Origin of the sequence: Stenotrophomonas sp. Nf1 (assembly GCF_003028475.1) — a bacterium.
Taxonomy (GTDB): Bacteria; Pseudomonadota; Gammaproteobacteria; order Xanthomonadales; family Xanthomonadaceae; genus Stenotrophomonas.
On sequence record NZ_PYTV01000002.1, the window covers coordinates 471443 to 490252 of the forward strand.

At 66.4% G+C, this 18810-nt stretch carries 15 protein-coding genes; 6 read left to right on the forward strand and 9 right to left on the reverse strand.

The genetic code is table 11. From position 1 onward, the window contains the following. Positions 1-92 precede the first annotated feature (92 nt). From C9412_RS06000 to C9412_RS06015, 4 genes are all read right to left on the reverse strand, one after another. The gene (locus C9412_RS06000; RefSeq protein ID WP_107230785.1) at positions 93-419 is read right to left on the reverse strand and encodes a thioredoxin family protein; all 327 of its coding nucleotides are present in this window, start codon (positions 417-419) and stop codon (positions 93-95) included. Next, positions 391-858, reverse strand: coding sequence for a flavodoxin (locus tag C9412_RS06005; RefSeq protein WP_107230890.1), 468 nt, complete (start codon positions 856-858; stop codon positions 391-393). Before C9412_RS06005 ends, C9412_RS06000 begins: the two co-directional genes overlap by 29 nt. A 25-nt stretch (positions 859-883) precedes the next feature. Then, positions 884-1924 (reverse strand): ribonucleotide-diphosphate reductase subunit beta, encoded by a 1041-nt coding sequence (locus C9412_RS06010; protein ID WP_107230786.1) that lies wholly within the window; start codon positions 1922-1924, stop codon positions 884-886. Positions 1925-1985: 61 nt separating this feature from the next. Then, complete coding sequence (locus C9412_RS06015) at positions 1986-4349, reverse strand: ribonucleoside-diphosphate reductase subunit alpha (protein ID WP_107230787.1); 2364 nt, start codon at positions 4347-4349, stop codon at positions 1986-1988. 433 nt (positions 4350-4782) lie between these two features. Here C9412_RS06015 and C9412_RS06020 point away from each other — a divergent pair, with 433 nt between their 5' ends. Both C9412_RS06020 and C9412_RS06025 read left to right on the forward strand, forming a co-directional pair. After that, positions 4783-5760 carry a zinc-binding dehydrogenase gene (locus C9412_RS06020; protein WP_107230788.1) on the forward strand — a complete coding sequence of 326 codons (978 nt, stop codon included), beginning with the start codon at positions 4783-4785 and terminating at the stop codon, positions 5758-5760. A gap of 192 nt (positions 5761-5952) precedes the next feature. Then, entirely contained in the window at positions 5953-8580 is a 2628-nt protein-coding gene (locus C9412_RS06025) for a TonB-dependent receptor (RefSeq protein WP_107230789.1), read from the forward strand. 150 nt (positions 8581-8730) lie between these two features. Here C9412_RS06025 and betT read toward each other — a convergent pair whose 3' ends face one another. Then, positions 8731-10710 (reverse strand): choline BCCT transporter BetT, encoded by a 1980-nt coding sequence (gene betT / locus C9412_RS06030; protein ID WP_107230790.1) that lies wholly within the window; start codon positions 10708-10710, stop codon positions 8731-8733. Between the two features lie 146 nt (positions 10711-10856). Further along, complete coding sequence (locus tag C9412_RS06035) at positions 10857-11237, reverse strand: VOC family protein (RefSeq protein ID WP_107230791.1); 381 nt, start codon at positions 11235-11237, stop codon at positions 10857-10859. A 148-nt stretch (positions 11238-11385) separates the two neighbouring features. Between C9412_RS06035 and C9412_RS06040 the strand changes: the two genes are divergently transcribed. From C9412_RS06040 to C9412_RS06050, 3 genes are all read left to right on the forward strand, one after another. Next, a complete protein-coding gene (locus C9412_RS06040; RefSeq protein ID WP_107230792.1) occupies positions 11386-11904 on the forward strand; it encodes a sigma-70 family RNA polymerase sigma factor in 519 nt (172 codons plus the stop codon). Next, positions 11901-12845 carry a FecR domain-containing protein gene (locus C9412_RS06045; RefSeq protein ID WP_107230793.1) on the forward strand — a complete coding sequence of 315 codons (945 nt, stop codon included), beginning with the start codon at positions 11901-11903 and terminating at the stop codon, positions 12843-12845. The genes C9412_RS06040 and C9412_RS06045 overlap by 4 nt, the downstream gene beginning before the upstream one ends. A 68-nt stretch (positions 12846-12913) precedes the next feature. After that, a complete protein-coding gene (locus tag C9412_RS06050; RefSeq protein WP_107230794.1) occupies positions 12914-15859 on the forward strand; it encodes a TonB-dependent receptor in 2946 nt (981 codons plus the stop codon). A gap of 157 nt (positions 15860-16016) precedes the next feature. Here the strand turns inward: C9412_RS06050 and C9412_RS06055 are convergent, their stop codons facing one another. Both C9412_RS06055 and C9412_RS06060 read right to left on the reverse strand, forming a co-directional pair. Next, positions 16017-16340 (reverse strand): SMR family transporter, encoded by a 324-nt coding sequence (locus C9412_RS06055; RefSeq protein WP_107230795.1) that lies wholly within the window; start codon positions 16338-16340, stop codon positions 16017-16019. After that, positions 16340-16693, reverse strand: coding sequence for an SMR family transporter (locus C9412_RS06060; RefSeq protein WP_107230796.1), 354 nt, complete (start codon positions 16691-16693; stop codon positions 16340-16342). The genes C9412_RS06055 and C9412_RS06060 overlap by 1 nt, the downstream gene beginning before the upstream one ends. A 160-nt stretch (positions 16694-16853) precedes the next feature. Here C9412_RS06060 and C9412_RS06065 point away from each other — a divergent pair, with 160 nt between their 5' ends. Next, positions 16854-17705 carry a LysR family transcriptional regulator gene (locus C9412_RS06065; RefSeq protein ID WP_107230797.1) on the forward strand — a complete coding sequence of 284 codons (852 nt, stop codon included), beginning with the start codon at positions 16854-16856 and terminating at the stop codon, positions 17703-17705. Positions 17706-17797: 92 nt separating this feature from the next. Here C9412_RS06065 and C9412_RS06070 read toward each other — a convergent pair whose 3' ends face one another. Next, a complete protein-coding gene (locus C9412_RS06070; protein ID WP_107230798.1) occupies positions 17798-18718 on the reverse strand; it encodes a M14 family metallocarboxypeptidase in 921 nt (306 codons plus the stop codon). Positions 18719-18810: the final 92 nt, after the last annotated feature.

The following is an 18810-nucleotide window of genomic DNA, read 5'->3' on the forward strand; positions in this document are numbered from 1 at the left end:
CGTGGATGCTTTCGCGCACCGCGCAAACAGCAGTCGAGCAAGGCTCGACTCTACAGAAGCAGGAATCCGGCGCGATCAGTACATCCACCTCCTTACAGATGCAGTGCGATCGCCGCTTCGATCTGCTGCGGCGACTGGAAACCGGCCAGGCGCGTGCGTTCATCGCCGTCACGGAACAGCGCCAGCGTCGGTGTCTGGCGCAGGCCCAGCTGCCGGAAGAACGCTTCGCCCAGCACTTCCAACTGCACGCGCAGTAACGTGGTGCCCTGCCCCGCCACGCTGTTGGCCACCCGATGCAGCGACATCTCCAGCATCCGGCAACCCGGGCACTGGTCCTTGTGGAAATCCACCAGCACCCGTGGATGCTCGGCCAGCACCTGCTGGAACTGCTCAGGCGTGGTGGCGTCGATGATCTGCATCGGTGTTGCTCCAGTAGTGGGCCAGAACCGCGTCGGTCCAGGCTTCGATGGCCATGGCATGGCGAGCGCCATGCGGCATCTGTTCAATCTCCAGCGGCGGGTAGCCGCTGTGGAAATAGCGGATCAACCGATGCACGGCGCCGCAGTAGTACTCCTGCCCCCACTGCGTCTCGCCGGTACCGAACACCGCCAACTGCCGGGGCCGCTCGCCGCGCTCGGCAATACCGGCCACCCAGGCCTTCATCTCCGCCGGGGTGCGCCCGGCGTTGTCGGTCCAGCTGCCCAGCAGCACCAGATCGGCATCATCGGCCGCCAGCGCTGGCGTCTGGCGCAGGTCGTCGGCCTCCTGCCAGTGCACGGCATGACCGGCGGCGCGGCAGCGCTCGGCAATCTGCCGGCCCAGTTCGCGGGTGTTGCCGCTCAACGAGGCCACCACCAGCAGGATCCGCAGCGCCCCGCGCGGCTCAGAGATCGTCGAAGCCGTTGTCGACGTTGGTCTTCTTGTAGCTTGCATTGCGCATCTCGAAGAAGTCGGTCTTGGTCTCGGTGAAATTGTCGGCGTAGGCCTTGATCCACGGCATCACGTTGTCGGTGGTGTCGCTGTACAGGCGCTCGATGCCGAGCATGCCGGCCATCTTGTTGGCGCGGTACTTCACGTAGCGCACCATCTCGTCCACGTCGATGCCATCGATGCCGTCCAGCACTTCCGACGACCACTGGGTCTCCAGCTCGATGGCGTGCTGGAACGCGCCGTGCACGTAGTCGGTCAGCTCGTGGGTCTGCAGTTCCGGGTTCTCGCCGATGATCGCGCGGATCAGTTCGCTGATGAACTTGGTGTGGGCCAGCTCGTCGCGGTTGATGAAGCTGATGATCTTGCCGGTGCCGGTCATGCGGTTCTGCCGCACCATGTTGTAGAAGTAGGCAAAACCGGAATAGAAGTTGATGCCCTCCAGGATCGACGACTGGATCAGCGACTTCAGCAGGGTCTCGGCGGTCTTCTCGCGCATGAAATCGTCATACGCCCCCATGATCGGCGCGTTGCGCTTGATGATGGTCGGGTGCGTGCGGGCGATCTCGAAGATGCGGTTCTGGTTCGGCAGATCGGTGATCGAGGCCAGCACGTAGCTGTAGCTCTCGTTGTGGATCACTTCCTGCTGGCCGATGATCGCCGCATTGGCATGCGCAGCCGGGTCGGTGATGTACTCGGCCACGTTGTAGATGAAACGCGTCTGCGGCGAGTCCAGTGTGGCCAGCAGGCCGATGATCGAGTCGTAGGCGTTCTTCTCGCGCCCGGACAGCTCACCGTACTGGCGCGCATCCAGCTTCATGTCCACTTCGTCGGGGATCCAGAAGTTGGTCGACAGCTCCTTGTAGGCCCGATAGAACGACGGATACGGAATGTCGTTCCAGTTCAGGATGCCGCTGGTGCGGCCATTGATGATGCCGGTGCTGCGGTTCGGGTGGCGCGGTTCGAGGATCTTGATGCGGTCGAGCGGGGTTGCCATGGGTTTCTGCCTTCGTTCTCTTTCGATCGTGTTGCCGGCCAGCGGCCGGCACTACCATTGATCAGCTGGCGCACCATTCGCATTCGCTGATGTCGATGTCGTTGGAGCGCACGTAGTAGGTGGTCTTCAATCCCTCACGCCACGCCGTCAGATGCAGTTCCAGCAGCGTGCTGGCGCGGATGGTGCTGGGCACGTACAGGTTGAAGCTGATCGACTGGTCGACATGGCGCTGCCGGCGCGCGTTCTGGCGCACGCTGGCGAACTGGTCGACCTTGTAGGCGCCCTTCTCGTAGTACGGCCAGGTTTCCAGCGACAGGCCCGGCGCGGCCACCGGCCGCCGGAAATCCTTCTTTTCCTCGTAGTAGAACGCGCTGTAGATCGGATCGATCGATGCGGTGGAGCCGGCAATCTGCGCGGTGCTCATGTTCGGCGCCACCGCCAGCAGCCAGCCGTTGCGCAGGCCGTGCGTGGCCACCTCACGCGCGAGGCCGTCCCAGGCCGCACCGCTATAGTCGCGGTCACGGAAGTAACGCCCGTTGTGCCAGTCGCTGCCGGCGAACATCGGATAGCTGCCCTTCTCCTTCGCCAGCTGCGCGCTGGCCTGGATGGTCAGGAAGTTGATGCGCTCATACAGGCGGTCGGCCAGCTGCTCGGCGTCCGGCGATTCCCACTGGATCGCCTGCTGTGCCAGCAGGTGATGCCAGCCGAACGTGCCCAGGCCGATGGCGCGGTACTTGCGGTTGGTGATCGTGGCCTGCGGCACCGGCAGCGCGTTGAGGTCGATCACGTTGTCGAGCATGCGCACCTGGATCGGGATCAGCCGCTCCAGTACGTCGGCCGCCAGCAGGTCATCCGGTGCGCTGATCGCACGGCCGAGATTGATCGAGGACAGGTTGCAGACCACGAAGTCGCCGGCGCGGCGGGTGGTGACGATCTGGTCGCCGCTGACGATCTCCTGGATCATCCGCGTCGGGCTCATGTTCTGCAGGATCTCGGTGCACAGGTTGCTGGAATAGACCATGCCCGCGTGCTTGTTCGGGTTCCTGCGGTTGACCTCGTCGCGGTAGAACAGGAACGGGTTGCCGGTCTCCAGCTGACTGAGCATGATCCGCTTGAACAGGTCGATCGCCTTCACCGTGCGGCGGCTGATGCGCTCGTCGGCCACCAGTTCGGCATAGCGGTCGCGGAAACTGCCCGATCCGCGCTTCTCATCGTAGAAGTCCTGCAGGTACCAGCCCTTTGCGCTCTTCACTTCGTGCGGATCGAACAGGTACCAGTCGGCGCGGCGCTCCACCGCCTCCATGAACAGGTCCGGCACGCACACCGAGGTGAACACATCGTGCGCGCGCAGGCGCTGGTCGCCATTGTTCAGGCGCAGATCGAGGAAGGCCTCGATATCGCGGTGCCAGATATCCAGGTACACCGCCACCGCACCCTTGCGCTGGCCGAGCTGGTCCACCGACACGGCGGTGTTGTTGAGCTGCTTGATCCACGGCACCACGCCGCCGGAAGAATTCGGCACACCCCGGATCGGCGCACCGCTGCTGCGTACGTAGCCCAGGTAGGCACCGACGCCGCCGCCGTGCTTCGAAACACGGGCGATATCGGTGTTGGAGTCATAGATGCCCTGCAGGCTGTCATCCACCGTGTCGATGAAGCAGCTGGACAACTGCCCGCCCACCTTGCCTGCGTTGGCCAGGGTCGGCGTGGCCACCGTCATGTACAGGTTGGACAGCGCCCAGTACGCCTCGCCGACCAGCTGCATTCGGCGCTCGCGTGGCTTTTCATCCTGCATCAGGTACAGCGCGATGGTCAGCCAGCGCTCCTGCGGCAGTTCGTAGACCTCGCGACTGCGATCACTGGCCAGATAGCGCGTGGCCAGCAGGTACAGGCCGTTGTAGGCGAACAGGCGATCGCGCTCCGGGTCGATCATCTCGCCGGCGTGCTGCAGTTCTTCCTTGGAATAGCAGCGCAGGATGTCGTTGCTGTAGATGCCACGGTCGGCCAGGCTTTCCTGCAGGCCGACATACGAGCCGTATTTCAGGCTGACATCGTAGAAGCGGTTGCGGCTGGCGCGCTTGTACAGGCGGCGCAGGTAGATGCGTGCGGCGAACTGCTCCCATTCCGGTGCGACCAGGTCCACGCGCGACTCGGCCTCGCGGATCAACAGATCGACCAGATCATCTGCACTGAGGCTGGGCTTGCGCTCGACCATCGCCTGCACCACACGGCGGTAGTCGCTCACATCCAGCTGCGGGAACTCGGCATGCACGGCATCGATGCTGCGTTGCAGGCGTTCGGCGTCGAACGGCAGGCGACGATTGCCGGCCTCCTTGGTGATCCAGGTCGGTACGCGCTCGCCGCCAGCGCGCAAGGCGTCGCCGGCGCCGGCCAGGTCGGCCACGCGGAAGGTACTGTCGGTCATGGTGGTGGAACTCCAGGCTCGCACGCGCGTCGGCGGTCGATGCCGTGGCGGCCCTGCACGCGATACCGGCGCACGGGGCGATCGGGGTGGGATGCCATAGCGCGGGAACACCAGGTCGTCGGCATCTGCCTGCGCCTGCGGCCGGTATCCGGGCCGTGGGGGCGATCTGGGTCCGCGCGATGGCGGCCGCGTCGACACGGCAAGCCTTCAGGGGGCGGGCCGCGGGACGTTTGCTGCTGACCGGCGGCGGCGGCTGACCGGGAGTGACGGCCACAACATAGTGGGGATATTTCGAGCCGTCAACACAAGATGCGGTAATCAGCACATGCCGCGACCATCCGTCGCAGGATGCCGTGTTGCACCTGCGTTGCCTTGTCGACGGCGCCTGCGTCCCCAGTTCGATACAACTTCCCTTTTCCCTGGAACACCGCCCATGCGCGCAGCCCTGTATTCCTCCTTCGGCGATCCGGCCGATGTCCTGGCCGTCGGCGAAACGACCCTGCCCGAGCCCGGCCCGGGCGAAGTGCGCATCCGCACCGTGCTGGCCTCGATCCACAACCACGATCTGCTGACCGTGCGCGGTCTGTACGGCTACAAGCCGACGCTGCCGGCGATCGGTGGCAGTGAAGCGCTGGGCGTTGTCGATGCACTCGGCGAAGGCGTCGATGGCCTGCAGCTTGGCCAGCGCGTTGCCGCCGCCTCGGTGCACGGCACCTGGGCCGAAGCCTTCATCGCACCGGCGCGCATGGTGATTCCGATGCCGGAGGCGATTGCTGACGAAACCGCGGCGCAGCTGATCGCGATGCCACTGAGCGCGCTGATGCTGCTGGAATTCCTGCACGTCGAGGCCGGCCAGTGGATCGTGCAGAACACCGCCAACGGCGCGGTCGGCAAGTCACTGGCAATGCTGGCAAAGGCGCGCGGTGTGCATGTGGCCAATCTGGTGCGCAACGCTGCGGCCGTGGCGCAGTTGCAGGCACTGGGCATCGATCATGTGTTCGACACCTCGGTGGACGGTTGGAATGACCGTGTGCGTGAAGCCACCGGCGAAGCACAGGCCGCGGCCGCGGTTGATTCCATCGGCGGGGAGGCCAGTGCCGATCTGGTCGAGCTGCTCGGCCACCACGGCACCCTGGTGTCGTTCGGGGTGATGAGCGGCGAGCCGATGCGCATTCCCGCCGGCGGCCTGATCTACAAGGAAGCCACGGTGAAGGGCTTCTGGGGCAGCAAGGTCAGCCAGGCGATGGCGGTGGAGGACAAGCGCCGCTTGGTCGGCGAGCTGCTGAAGCGTGCGGCGCAGGGTGAATTGACCCTGCCGGTGGAGCAGGTTTTCGCGCTGGACGATATCGCCCAGGCGGCGAAGGTTGGTGCTGGGTCGGGGCGTAACGGCAAGGTATTGCTGCGCCCGTGACAACCGGGATCAGATCCCTTTCCGTTGGAAAGGGATCTGACCCCAGGAGGAGTGCGGACCGACGGTCCGCACCCACCGAGCCGGTTCGTTAAGAACCTGTGATGTATAACTGAATGCGCTTTCGTCATTGGAAGGCGCAGGCGCTCGCATGCGGTACTGACGGCTCCTCCCCCGTTCGGCGCTGTCGCTTCCATGTACCGCACCACCCTGAACCTGCTTGCCGGCGCCATCGCGCTGAGCCTCACCGCTGGCGCTGCCGGCGCCGCTGAAACCGCCGAGTCCGGCAAGGACAGCACTACCCTCGGCGCCGTGCTGGTGACCGGCTCCAACATCAAGCGCAGCGATACCGCCGGGCCGAACCCGGTGCAGATCGTCAGCCGCGAACAGATCGAGCAGACCGGCCGCTCCACCCTCACCGACGTGCTGCGCAACCTGTCGGCCAATGCCGGCAACAGCTTCGACGAGCAGTACACCGGCAGTTTCGCCGCCGGCTCGGCCTCGATCGGCCTGCGCGGCCTGTCGCCGAAGAACACGCTGGTGCTGGTCAACGGCTACCGCGTGTCCAACTTCGGCTTCGCGCTCAATACCCAGGACACCTTCGTCGACCTCAACGCGCTGCCGATCAGCGCGGTCGAGCGCATCGAAGTGCTGAAGGACGGCGCCTCGGCGGTATACGGCTCGGACGCCATCGCCGGCGTCATCAACATCATTCTGCGCAGGAACTTCCAGGGCGTGGAAGTCGGCGGCGGCTTCGGCACCGCCCCCCAGGGCGGCCTGAACGAGCGCAAGGCCAACCTGTTGGCCGGCTTCGGTGACCTCGAACAACAGGGCTGGAACGTGCTGTTCGGGCTGGACCTGCTCAAGCGCGACCGCCTCGACGCCGACCAGCGCGCCTACACCCGCAGCGGCGATTTCCGCGACAAACCCGGTGGCCGCCTCGCCGGCTGGTCCACCGCCGGTGGCAACTGGCTGACCAACCCGCGCGCGCCGCAACCGTTCGCCAACTGCCCGGATGGCAGCCAGCTGCGCCCGTATAGCGATTTCGGCAGCACCCTGCCCGGCCAGGCCTGCGCCTTCAACGCGCAGCCGTTCAAGACCCTGCAGCCCGGCGCCGAGCGCCTGCAGGCCTCGCTGAGCGCGACCTATCGCTTCAACGACAGTGTCGAAGCCTTCGCTGATGTGCTGTACAGCCACAACAAGGCCGACCAGATCTTCAGTGCGCCGCTGACCGTTGGCCCCGGCCTGCGCGCCTACAACCCGGCCACCGGTACGCTGATCGACGTGCCGGCGGTGCTGCCGGTCGGCCACCCGAACAACCCCGGAGGCACGCCGCTGCCGTTCGAGTACACCTTCTTCGACCTCGGCCCGCGCCTGAAGGACAACACCCAGGTGTTCTACCGCGCCCTGGCCGGCGTGCGCGGCAGTGGCGAGCGCTGGGACTGGGAAGTGGCCGCGCTGACCTCGCAGAGCGCGCAACGCGAGTACGTCGACAACTTCGTCAACCGGTATGGGTTCGAGCAGATCCTGCGCGATGGCAGCTACAACTTCCTCAATCCTTCGAGCACCCCGGGGGCGCTTGATGCGCTGCGCCTGCAGACCAAGCGTCCGGGCTGGTACAGGTTGCACTCGCTGAACGTGAAGGCCTCGACCTCGTTGTGGGAGCTGCCGGCCGGTGCAGTTGGCTTCGCCTGGGGCGCGGAGTTCCGCAAGGAATCGCTGGACGCGCGCACCAGTGCGCAGGTGCTGTCGGGCACTGAACTGCGCCCTGCGATCAACGTGGTCAACGGCGAGCGTCAGGTCAGCGCCGCCTACGCCGAACTGAGCGTGCCGCTGCATCGCACTCTGGAACTGCAGGTGGCCGGTCGCGGCGATCACTACGATGACTTCGGCAAGGCGTTCTCGCCCAAGGTGGCGCTGCGCTGGCAGCCGCTGGACAGCCTGTTGCTGCGCGGCTCGTTCTCACGCGGCTTCCGCGCGCCGTCATTGCCGGAGATCGCGCCGGGCCAGACCGTCAGCTATGGCTCGGTGATCGATCCGCTGGATCCCCTGCAACCGGGCGGCAGCCGCGGCGTGACCAACATCCGCACCGGCAACCCGGACCTGAAGGCCGAGCGCTCGCGAAACTTCAACGTCGGCGCGGTGTGGTCGCCCGATGGCGATACCAGCATCGGCCTGGACTGGTACCGCATCGAACAGGACAACCTGGTCAAGCCGGACAGCGCGCAGTTCATCGTCGACAACCCGACCCTGTTCCCGGGCCGGGTGCAGCGTGATGCGCAGGGACGCATCCAGTTCATCACCAACCAGTACGCCAACCAGGGCGAGCTGACCACCTCCGGCCTGGACCTGGACGCCAGCCGCACCTTCCGCACCGACGGCTGGGGCAACTTCACCGTGGCCGGCAGCTGGACCCACCTGCTCAGCTTCAAGCAGCCGTTGGTGGCCGGGCAGGCACCGTATGACGGCGCCGGCAACAACCGCCATGGCGCGCTGCCGCGCACTCGCGGTACCACGTCGCTGAACTGGGCGGCCGGCGACTGGAGCAGCACGCTGAGCCTGCAGTACGTGAGCGGCTACGACCAGCGCGTAGCGACGGCGACCAGCAACCCGGGCCTGCGCGACCGCGTCAAGCCGTACCACCAGCTGGACCTGTACGTGGCCTACGAAGGCATCGCCAACACCACGTTGTCGTTGTCGGTGCTGAACCTGACCGACAAGGATCCGCCGTTCGATCCGGCCGGTGGTTCCAACGGTTTCGACATCAGTCAGTACAACCTGCGTGGGCAGTTCGTCTCGCTGGGCGCGCGCTACCGGTTCTGATCGACCACCCGTAGCGTCGAGCTTGCTCGACGGCCGTTGCGCTGCGCCCCCTGTAGAGCCGAGCCATGCTCGGCTGCTGTTCGGCACCAGGCAGCCGAGCATGGCTCGGCTCTACAGGTGGGTGCGGACCAACGGTCCGCACCCACCGCATCACCGGCTCAGGTGCAGGAACTGCAGGTGCCGTTCGTACTGGCTGATGATGTCGTTGATGATCTGCTTGCGGCTGTACCCCACCAGGTCGTAATCCTGACTGCCTTCATACAGGTGCACTTCGGCGCGGTAATAGCGCTGGTTGCGCAGCTGCTGTGCGGCGAACGAGGGGGTCAGGTAGCCGCTGAGGATCACCCGGTACAGGAAGTCCTGCTGCTCGCCGTGATTGACGGTCAGCTCCATGTCGCCCGCTTCGAAACGCGTGGCCACATCCCAGCCCTGCCCGCGCAGCTGCTCGGCCACCGCCTCCATCGCCGGCTTTACCGTGTCATCCATGAAGCGGTAGACCTGGTCGCGTACCGGGAAATGCATCGCCTGGCTCAGGCGCTGGCGCCAGCCCTGATGATGGCGGTCGTCACCGATCAGCGGTGACGGGCGGTACTGCAGCGCGCGCTTGCGATGCGACTCGTCACTGAAGGCGCGGGTCAGTCCCCACATCATCAACAACAGGATCGCCGAGAACGGCAACGACGCCAGCACCACCGCCGATTTCAGCGCGTCGATGCTGCCGGCCAGCAGCAGGCCCGCGGTCAGCACCGCGATCACCGTACCCCAGAACACCCGCAGCCAGCGCGGGCCATCGTCCTCGGGCGAGCCGCCGTGCGACGACAACGTGGACAGCACCACCGCGCCCGAATCAGCCGAGGTCACGAAGAAGATGAAACTGACCAGTACGGTCACCGCGATCACGGTGCGGCTCCACGGGTAGCCGTCCAGCAGTGCATACAGCACCGTCGGTGGATCATCCACCGCCAGCTGCGCCAGCTGCTGCTGGCCATGGTGCAGCACCTGGTCCAGCGCGCTGTTGCCGAAGATCGACAGCCACGCCAGGGTGAAGCCGAGCGGGATCAGCAGCACGCCGAACACGAATTCGCGGATGGTACGGCCGCGCGAGATGCGCGCAATGAACAGGCCGACGAAAGGCGCCCAGCCGATCCACCAGGCCCAGTAGAACACCGTCCAGCCGCCCAGCCATTCCGGCCGGCCGCCGTAGGCGTACACGTCGAAACTCTTGCCGACCACGCTGCCGAGGTAGTCGCCCAGGTTCTGCATCAAGGTGCTGAACAGGTACTGCGTCGGCCCGGCAAACAGCATGAACAGCACCAGTGCGATCGCCAGCAGCATGTTGATATTGGCCATCCAGCGGACGCCCTTCTCCACACCGGACACGGCCACCGCCACCGCCGCGCCCATCATGCTGACCACCAGGATGATCTGCACCAGGTTGGAATGCGGGATGTTGAACAGGTGGGACAGGCCAGCGTTGAGATGCAGCACGCCAAAGCCCATGTCGGCGCCGATGCCGAACACGGTAGCGACGATACCCAGTGCATCCACGGTGTAGCCGATCGGGCCGTTGATGCGTTTGCCGATCAGCGGATACAGCGCCGAGCGCAGCGCCAGCGGCAGGTTGTGGCGGTAGGCGAAATAGGCCATGGCCATCGCCGCCAGTGCGAACACGCCCCAGCCATGCAGGCCCCAGTGCAGGAACAGCAGTTGCATGGCCTGGCGTGCACCGGCCTCGCCCGCCGCCGGATCACCCTGCGGCGGCTGCAGGTAATGGGTCAGCGGTTCGGAAACACAGAAGAAGAACAGGGTAATGCTGATACCGGCGGCGAACAGCATGCCGGCCCAGGAGAGGTAGCTGAACTCCGGTTCGTCATGGTCGGCGCCGAGCTTGATGCCACCGTACTTGGACAGCGCCACGCCGACCACGAACACCAGGTACAGGGTCATCGCCAGCAGGTAGTACCAGCCAACATTCAGTGCAGCCCAGTCCTGTGCCTTCAGCAGAAGGCGGCCTGCCCCCAGCGGGAACAGGCTGACGAACAGCGCGAACGCCACGACAACGATCGCCGCGAAGGCGAACACAGGCCGAAGGGTGCGCACCGGGGATTGTTGCGGCTCCAGTACATCCATGGGGCGGCGTTCTCCGGTAGATCAAGGAATTAGCCGACCGATTCTGGCTGAACCGCAGTGGACAGAGCATGAAGTTGCGGCCTGCGGTCACGGGCCGCGCGCGTGGTTTCGTGCTATCACGCGCGCGCCGCCCTGCCCGCTGCGCGTCACGACATCACATGCACCGCACACAGCTTGTTGCCATCGGGATCGCGCAGGTAGGCCAGGAACAGCTGGCGCCCGGCCATGTTACGGATGCCGGCCGGATCTTCGATGGCAGTGCCGCCCTGCGCCACGCCAGCGTCCTGCCAGCCGCGCACGGCCTCGGCGCTGTCCAGGGTGAAGCCGATGGTGCCGCCGTTGGCGTGGCACGCCGGCTGACCATCGATCGGCGCGGTGACGATGAACATGCGGCCGTCCTTGAAATAGACCAGACGCCCCTTGTCGTCGAACACGCCCGGGCGTGCGCCCAGCGCGGTGAACAGCGCATCGTAGAAGCGATGCGCGACATCCATGTTGTTGGTCCCAACGGTAACGTGGCTGAACATGTGGCACTCCCTGCGGAAAACCGCAGTGTCGGCGAGCCCAGCGGGCATCGCAAATGGGCCCGCCACCCCATTGCCCGCTGCGCAATGTTTGTCGAGCGACGCGCGATCACTCTATAATGGGAATCATTCTCATTCATGACCGAAGCCGATGGCTGTGCCCGCCGCCTCCAGCGCCGCGCTGGCGGGGTTCTACCGCGAACACCATGGCTGGCTGCTCGGCTGGCTGCGCCGCCGCACCCATAACGCCGAGTGTGCCGCCGACCTCACCCAGGACACCTTTCTGCGCCTGCTCAGCCGCCGCGTTGACCCGGGTCAGCTGCGGCTGCCGCGCGCCTACCTCAGCACCATCGCACACGCCCTACTGGTCAACCACTGGCAGCGCGCGGATCTGGAGCGCGCCTATCTGACCGCGTTGGCTGCCCAACCCGAGCCGTTGCACCCTTCGGCAGAGGAACGGGCGCAGGCGCTGCAGCTGCTGCACGCCATCGCCGACATGCTGGCCGGGCTGGCCGAGCGGCCACGGCGTGCCTTCCTGCTGGCGCGACTGTCGGGCCTGGGCTATGCGGAGATCGGCCAGCAGCTGGGCGTGTCCGAACGGATGGTCAAGAAATACATGGCGCAGGCGATGCTGCATTGCCTGCGCCTGTCCGGCGATGCCAGCGCATGAGCACGGCATTGGCCAGCCCCGCGCTGGAACAGGCCGCCGAGTGGTTCGCATTGCGCGAGCAGGGATGGAATGACGAGGAGCAACAGCGCTGGCACGCCTGGCTGCACGCCGATGCCAGCCACGCCCACGCATGGCACCGGGTCGAATCGGTCTGGCAATCGTTTGCGCCGCTGTCAGCCCCCGCCGCAGCGAAGGCACTGGGCGCCATGGGGCTGCGCCGTCGGCAGGCGCTGCGTGGCCTGGGCGGTGCCCTTGCCATCGGCGGCGTCTCGTTGCTGGGCCTGCGCGGGCTGCAACTCCAACGCGGATTGCAGACCCAGCGCACCGCCGCAGGCCGCACCGGGCACTGGACGCTGGCCGATGGCAGCCAGCTGTGGCTCAACGCCGACAGTGAAGTGGCGATCCGCATGGGCGACGGCCAGCGCGCCGTGCATCTGCTGCGTGGCGAATTGCTGTTGCAGACCGGTCACGCCGCCGCCTTCGCCGGCCTGCGGTTGACCGTCCATGTGCCCGGCGCCCGCCTGCAACCGATCGGCACCCGTTTCGCAGTAGGCCGCGAGGCACAGGGCAGCCGCCTGGATGTGTTTGAAGGCGTGGTGCGCTGCCTGCCGCAGTTCAGTACGGCACGCGATGTGCCCGCCGGCAGCGCCGTGCAGATCGGCCCGATGGGCGGGCTTGCAGCGGTCGAGCCCGATCCGCTGCGCGGCGATTGGCAGGACGGTCGCCTGCAGGTGCAGGACACCCGGCTGGTCCGCGTCGTCGAAGAGCTGGCCCGCCACCATCGCGGCTACCTCGGCTGCGATCCCGCCGTTGCAGCGCTGAAGGTCACTGCGGTGCTGCCGCGCCTGCACAGCGCACAGGCCCTGCAGTTGCTGACGCGTGCGCTGCCGATCCGCATCGAGCAGCGCTGGCCATGGTGGACCGTCGTACATCCGCGTTGATGCGCGGTTCCCCTTTTGCGCGCTCACCGGGCAGTACAGGGGAACCCATTGCGGATGTTGCCGCCCCCATGAAACTGCCCTGCCCCTCCCCTCGCCCCCTAGCCATTGCGCTGTACCTGGCCCTGGCCAGTCCCTGCCTGCTGCCCGCCACCGCCGTTGCGCAGAACACCGCAGCGACGGTGCGCTGGCAGATTCCAGCAGGCCCGCTCGACCAGGCCCTGACCGCGTTCGGCCAGCAGTCCGGCCTGCCGATTGCCGCCGATGCGCGCCTGACCCGTGGCCGCCATAGCCAGGGTGTGCACGCCACGCTGGGCACCGATGCCGCCCTCGCGCAGCTGCTGGCAGGCACCGGCCTGACCTTTCAACGTGATGCCAGCGGTGTAGTGCTGCGGGCCGCACCTGCCGCCGACGCCGGCGTGCGCCAGATCGGCACCCTGCGCGTGGCCGGCCAGGCCAGCGAAGGCGCCTCGCCGTGGGGCCTGGCCGATGCCGATGCGGTCTACCGCGACAGCGGCTCGCGCGTGCACCTGGACCGCCAGCAGCTGGAGCGGTTCCGCGGCCAGTCGATCGGCGATGTGCTGGCCGGTGCGGTCGGCGTGCACACCGCCGACGTGCGCAACGGCGGTGCGCTGGACGTGAACATCCGCGGCCTGCAGGGCCAGAACCGGGTACCGGTGATCATCGACGGCGGCCAGCAGGCCATCGACGTGTACCGCGGCTATGCCGGCGTACAGCAGCGCAGCTACCTCGACCCCGACCTGATCAGTTCGGTCAGCATCGAGAAGGGACCGAGCCTGGCCGCCAACGCCGCCAGCGCGATCGGCGGCGTGGTCTACATGGAAACGCTGAACGTCGATGACATCCTCGACGACGGTCAGGCCTGGGGCCTGCGCGTGCGTGGTGGCGTGGCCGACAACAGCATCGACCGCACCCGCGTGTTCCAGCAGGTCGCGCGTGGCAGCGACAACCGCAACAGCCTGCGTGACCCGCGTGACTGGAACGGCAGCGTGGCCTTCGCCCAGCGCGGAGAGGACTGGCAACTGGTGGCCGCCTATGCGCGGCGCCGCCAGGGCAACTACTTCGCTGGCCGCAACGACGCAGAACGCTATGACGAGCAGCACCTGTCCAGCGGGGGCACCGGCATGTCCGGCCAGGCCGTATCCACGATCTACCACCCGGGCGACGAGGTGCTGAACACGCATACCGACAACGAATCGGCGCTGCTGAAATTCACCTGGACACCCAGCCCCGACCAGCGCGTTGAGCTGAGCCACCGCTACTTCAACTCCAGTTTCGGCGAGATCATGCCGTCGGCGATCGGACGTGTCCCTGAGTCCAACGAGTGGGTGACCTATGTCGACCCGGCCAACACCATGGCGCAGTTCGAGCCGGGCCAGATGCGGGTGAATGCCACCTCGCTGCGCCAGCGCTATCGCCCCGAGACGCACCCGTGGCTGGACCTGAGCAGCACACTGTGGTTCACCACCGCTACCAGCCGGATGTTCAACAGCAATCTGGTCAATACCCCGCTGTTCAAGAACTATCCCGGCGATGCAATGCCTGACACCCTGGGCGAAACCTATGCCCCGGGCCTGCAATCGGACGTGAAGACCCGGCGTTGGGGCGTGGACAGCAGCAACACCACCCGCTTCAGCAATCGCCTGGGCGACTGGACCCTGCGCTATGGCGCGGCCTTCCAGCACGAGGACACCGCGCCGAACTCACCGGTACTGCCGGTGGACTACAACAAGAACCGCTACCTGCGCTCGGGAACACGGCGTGAGGCCAGTGCCGTGGCCTCGCTGCAATGGCAGCCCTGGGATTGGCTGTCGTTGACCGCCGGCGGTCGCTTCATCGACTACCGCACCCGTGACCGCAACCGCGTCGCCTTCGTCAGTGAATCGCGCGATCTGCGCTACACCTTCGCGCGCCTGAGCAAGGGCGGCCAGCTGCTGCCGGGCTGGTACAAGGAGTGGTACCCGGATGCACAGGGCAACTACACCTACGACTCGCTGCGGGCCACGCCGTATGGCGAAAGCACGCTGGGCCAGAGCTACGACTTTGATGGCTTCATTGCCGATCCGCGTGGCGCCAATGCCTTCTATACCAAGCAGATTCCCACCGCCTGGGGCTACAAGCCGGCCATCCGTCGTTCCGGCCACGGCTTCGCACCCTACGCCGAGGCCCGCTTCAACCTCGATTCGGACATGTTCTTCTACGTGAAGTACGCGCAAGGCTGGAAGATGCCCAGCCTGTTCGAATCGACGCTGGGCAACAGCACCTCGGCACCGGTGGCCGACCTGAAGCCGGAGAAGAACCGCTCCTGGGACATCGGCTTCAGCCTGCTCAAGCAGGACCTGTGGCGCGACGGCGACCGCCTGGCGTTCAAGGTGGCCTGGTTCAAGAACGATATCGACAACGCGATCACCCGCCGCTTCGATTCCAGCAACTGGGCGTTCTACGTCGACAACGTGGACAACTACACGGTGTCCGGCTACGAGCTGCAGTCCGGCTATGACGCCGGCATCGCCTACCTGGACCTGTCGGCCAGTTACTACCAGCGCGCGCGCACCTGCGACGCGGCCACCGCCGCAGCCATGCGGGCGCGGCACTCAAGGTGGAACAATCTCGGTGGCACCCCTGACTGCGTGGACGGTGGCTTCGGTACCTCGTTCGTCAACGCGCAGAATCCGCCGAAGTACTCGATCCACAGCACGCTGGGCTTGCGCCTGTTCGACAGGCGGCTGGATACCGGTATCCGCCGCACCTACAACAGCGGCCCCACCCACGAACTGGACAAGCCCTGGAACATCACCGGCTCGACCGGGTTGCAGAACATCTACCTGCCCACCGCGATCTACGACGTCTACGCGCGCTGGCAGTTCACTCCGAAGGCCGAGGTGGAACTGGTGGTCAGCAACCTGCGCAACACCTACTACATGGACACGCTGGCGATGAGCCTGATGCCCGGCCCGGGGCGCACCACGCGGTTGAACTTCACCGCACGCTTCTGAGCCCGTCGGAAACGGCAACGCCCCGGGGAGATCCTCTCCGGGGCGCCTGCTTGCTGCGGCTCACGCTCTGGCAGGTGCCAACCTTGCACCTGGAGGTGCCAACCTTGGTTGGCACTCAGCACCTGTAGGTGCCAACCTTGGTTGGCACAGCGAAGCGTTACTTCGCCGTACTCAGCAGCAGCACCGCGAGGGTCACCAGACCGATGCCGACCCAGCCGATCGGGCGCAGGCGGTTGCCGAACAGCAGGCGGCCGCAGGTGGCGGTACCGATCACGCCGATCGCACCCCACATCGCATACGCAGTGGCCAGGTCCATGTACCGCACCGCCTGGCCCAGCAGGGCGAAGGCGATCCAGACCATGACAATCGCGCCGACACCCCAGCGCCAGCGGCGGAAGCCCTCCGACTTGGCCACCATCATGTTGGCGGCGACGTCGATCAGCGCGGAACAGATCACGAAAAACAGGGCGAGGGTATTCATCAGTGCGCCTCCCCGAGGGTGACACAGACGATGCCGACCACCGCCAGCACCAGGCCAGCCAGCTGCTGCAGCGACAGGCTCTCGCCGAACACGGTCAGGCCAACCACGGTCAACAGTGTCAGGCCCAGGCCTTCCCACACTGCGTAGGCGACACCGACTGCGATGCGGCGCACCGACAGGGCCAGGAAGTAATAGGACAGCGCCAGCGCGCCGGCCATGATCAAGTAGCCGGTCCAGCCGCCGTCGCGGGCGGCATGGGCCATGAACGAGGTGCCGACCACTTCGGCGACGATCGCCACGGTAAGGCAGGCCCAGGCGACCAGCGCGCCACGGGCGGGAACAGTACGGGGCATGTGAAACTCCTTGCGGGACGGGGACCGCGCCCCGCCATCAGTAGATCCACGCCATGCGTGGATGATCCGGAACGCCCCGCTGACAGGGGCGACGGCGGCCAGTATCATCGTCTTTTACGGTCGATTCAAAATGGATTCCATCGAAAGGAGCGATGGATCAATGCCCTATTCCCCTGAATCCCTGCAGGCGTTCGTCGAAGCGGCAGCGCTGGGCTCGTTCTCGGCTGCGGCGCGCCGCCTGCGCAAGACCCAGTCGACGGTCAGCACCGCCATCGCCCACCTGGAGGCCGACCTGGGCGTGAGCCTGTTCGACCGCAGCGGACGCTACCCGCAGCTGACCGAGGCCGGGCGCCAGGTGCTGGGCCACGCACAGGAAATCCTCGCCGCCGATGCACGGCTGCAGCAGTTGAGCGTGCGGCTGGCGGCGCCGGTTGAAGCGCGGCTGACCGTGGCGTTCTCCGATGTGTACCAGCTCGATCCGGCGCAGCATGTGTTGCAGCGCTTTGCCGAGGCGTTCCCGGAGATCGAACTGGAATGGCTGGATGCCGAAGGCGATGACGTGCTGGAGCTGGTCGGCAGCCGCCGCGCCGCGCTCGGCCTGTTACCGCGACAGGAACACTATCCGGACGGCCTGGTGGCACGGCCGTTGGCCCATCACAGCGAACTGTCGGTGTATGTGGCACGCGGCCATCCGCTCGCCGACGCCGGCCGTCGCGCCGCTGCCCAGCTGGCACGGCACCGGCAGGTGCGGTTGAGCGCCGAGGTCGACCCTGCGCGGGCGGTTACCGGGCTGGCCTGGACCGCCACCGATTACCTGATGGTGATGGAGATGGCCGAGGACGGCATCGGCTGGGCCGAGCTGCCACGCGCGCTGGTACAGCGCTACGACCGCGGGCAGCTGGTGGAATTGACCCTGCCCGGCTGGCCGCGACGCATCCACAGCGACCTGCTGTGGCGCCGCGACACGCCGCCGGGGCCGGCCGCCCTCTGGTGGGCCGACGCGTTGGGGTGACACCCCCACCATCGCGCCATCCACGCATGGCGTGGATCTACTGAGAGCCTGGTAGATCCACGCCACGCGTGGATGGGATGCCGGTTATCCGATCAACGATGCGCCAGCGCGTAGTCCAGCGACGCGCACACCGCCGCGACCTGCGCGTCATTGCACTGCTGCGGGGTGGCGCGCGGGCTGTCCGGGTAGACCTCGGTGGTGGTGGTGTACGTTGCACCGGTAATGCCGGCACACAGGCCCAGCTTCACCAGCGGGTACTCGATCACGCCGTGGGCGACCACCGGCGAACCGATGATCTCGCCCTTGTCGTCGGCCGGCGCGATATGGGTCACCTTCTCCACCGCGGCGATCACCGCCTGCTGGAAGGCCGGCTGCGGGTTCTCGCTGTCGTCCACCAGGTAGAAGCCATCGGGAATCAGGCCCGGTTCGAACGGCTTGCCGTCGCGCGCCGCCAGCGCCGGGCGGAACTCGCTCTCGTCACTGTCGGTGGTTTCGTGCAGATCGATATGCAGCACGAACTGGCCCTGGTACGGCGCAATCAGGTCGATGACGGCGGTCGATTCACGCGCCGGGCCATCGCTGCGGAAATTGCGGTTCGGATCAATCGCATCGAAGTTCCAGCGGTTGATGCGCTCGAAACCCCAAGGGTTCACGCACGGCGCCACCAGCAGGTTGGCCTTGCCGGCATAGTCGGCGGCGTGCTTCTCGAGGAACTCCAGCGCGCCCATCACGCCGCTGGTTTCGTAGCCATGCACACCGCCGGTGACCAGCGCGGCCGGCAACGCCGGGTTCCAGTCGCGGCTGCGCAGGGCGAACAGGGTGTAGGTCTCGCCGGCGTAGTCGAGCTGGCCATAGGCCACCTTGTCGAAGCGCGCGGCCAGCGCCTCGATGCGCGGCAGCACCTCCTCGTCATAGCGACGCAGGCGCTGCTGGCGACCGCGCCACGCCTCCCGTTCCGCCGCTCCCCACGGCTGGCCAGGGGTTCCGACGGGGTAGAAGGGAGCTTGGGACATGGCGGATCTCAGCGGGTCAGGAAGCAATCCCGAACTTTACCACCCGGGCATCGGGATGAACCGGTGACGCATTCCATTGGCGAATGGAATCA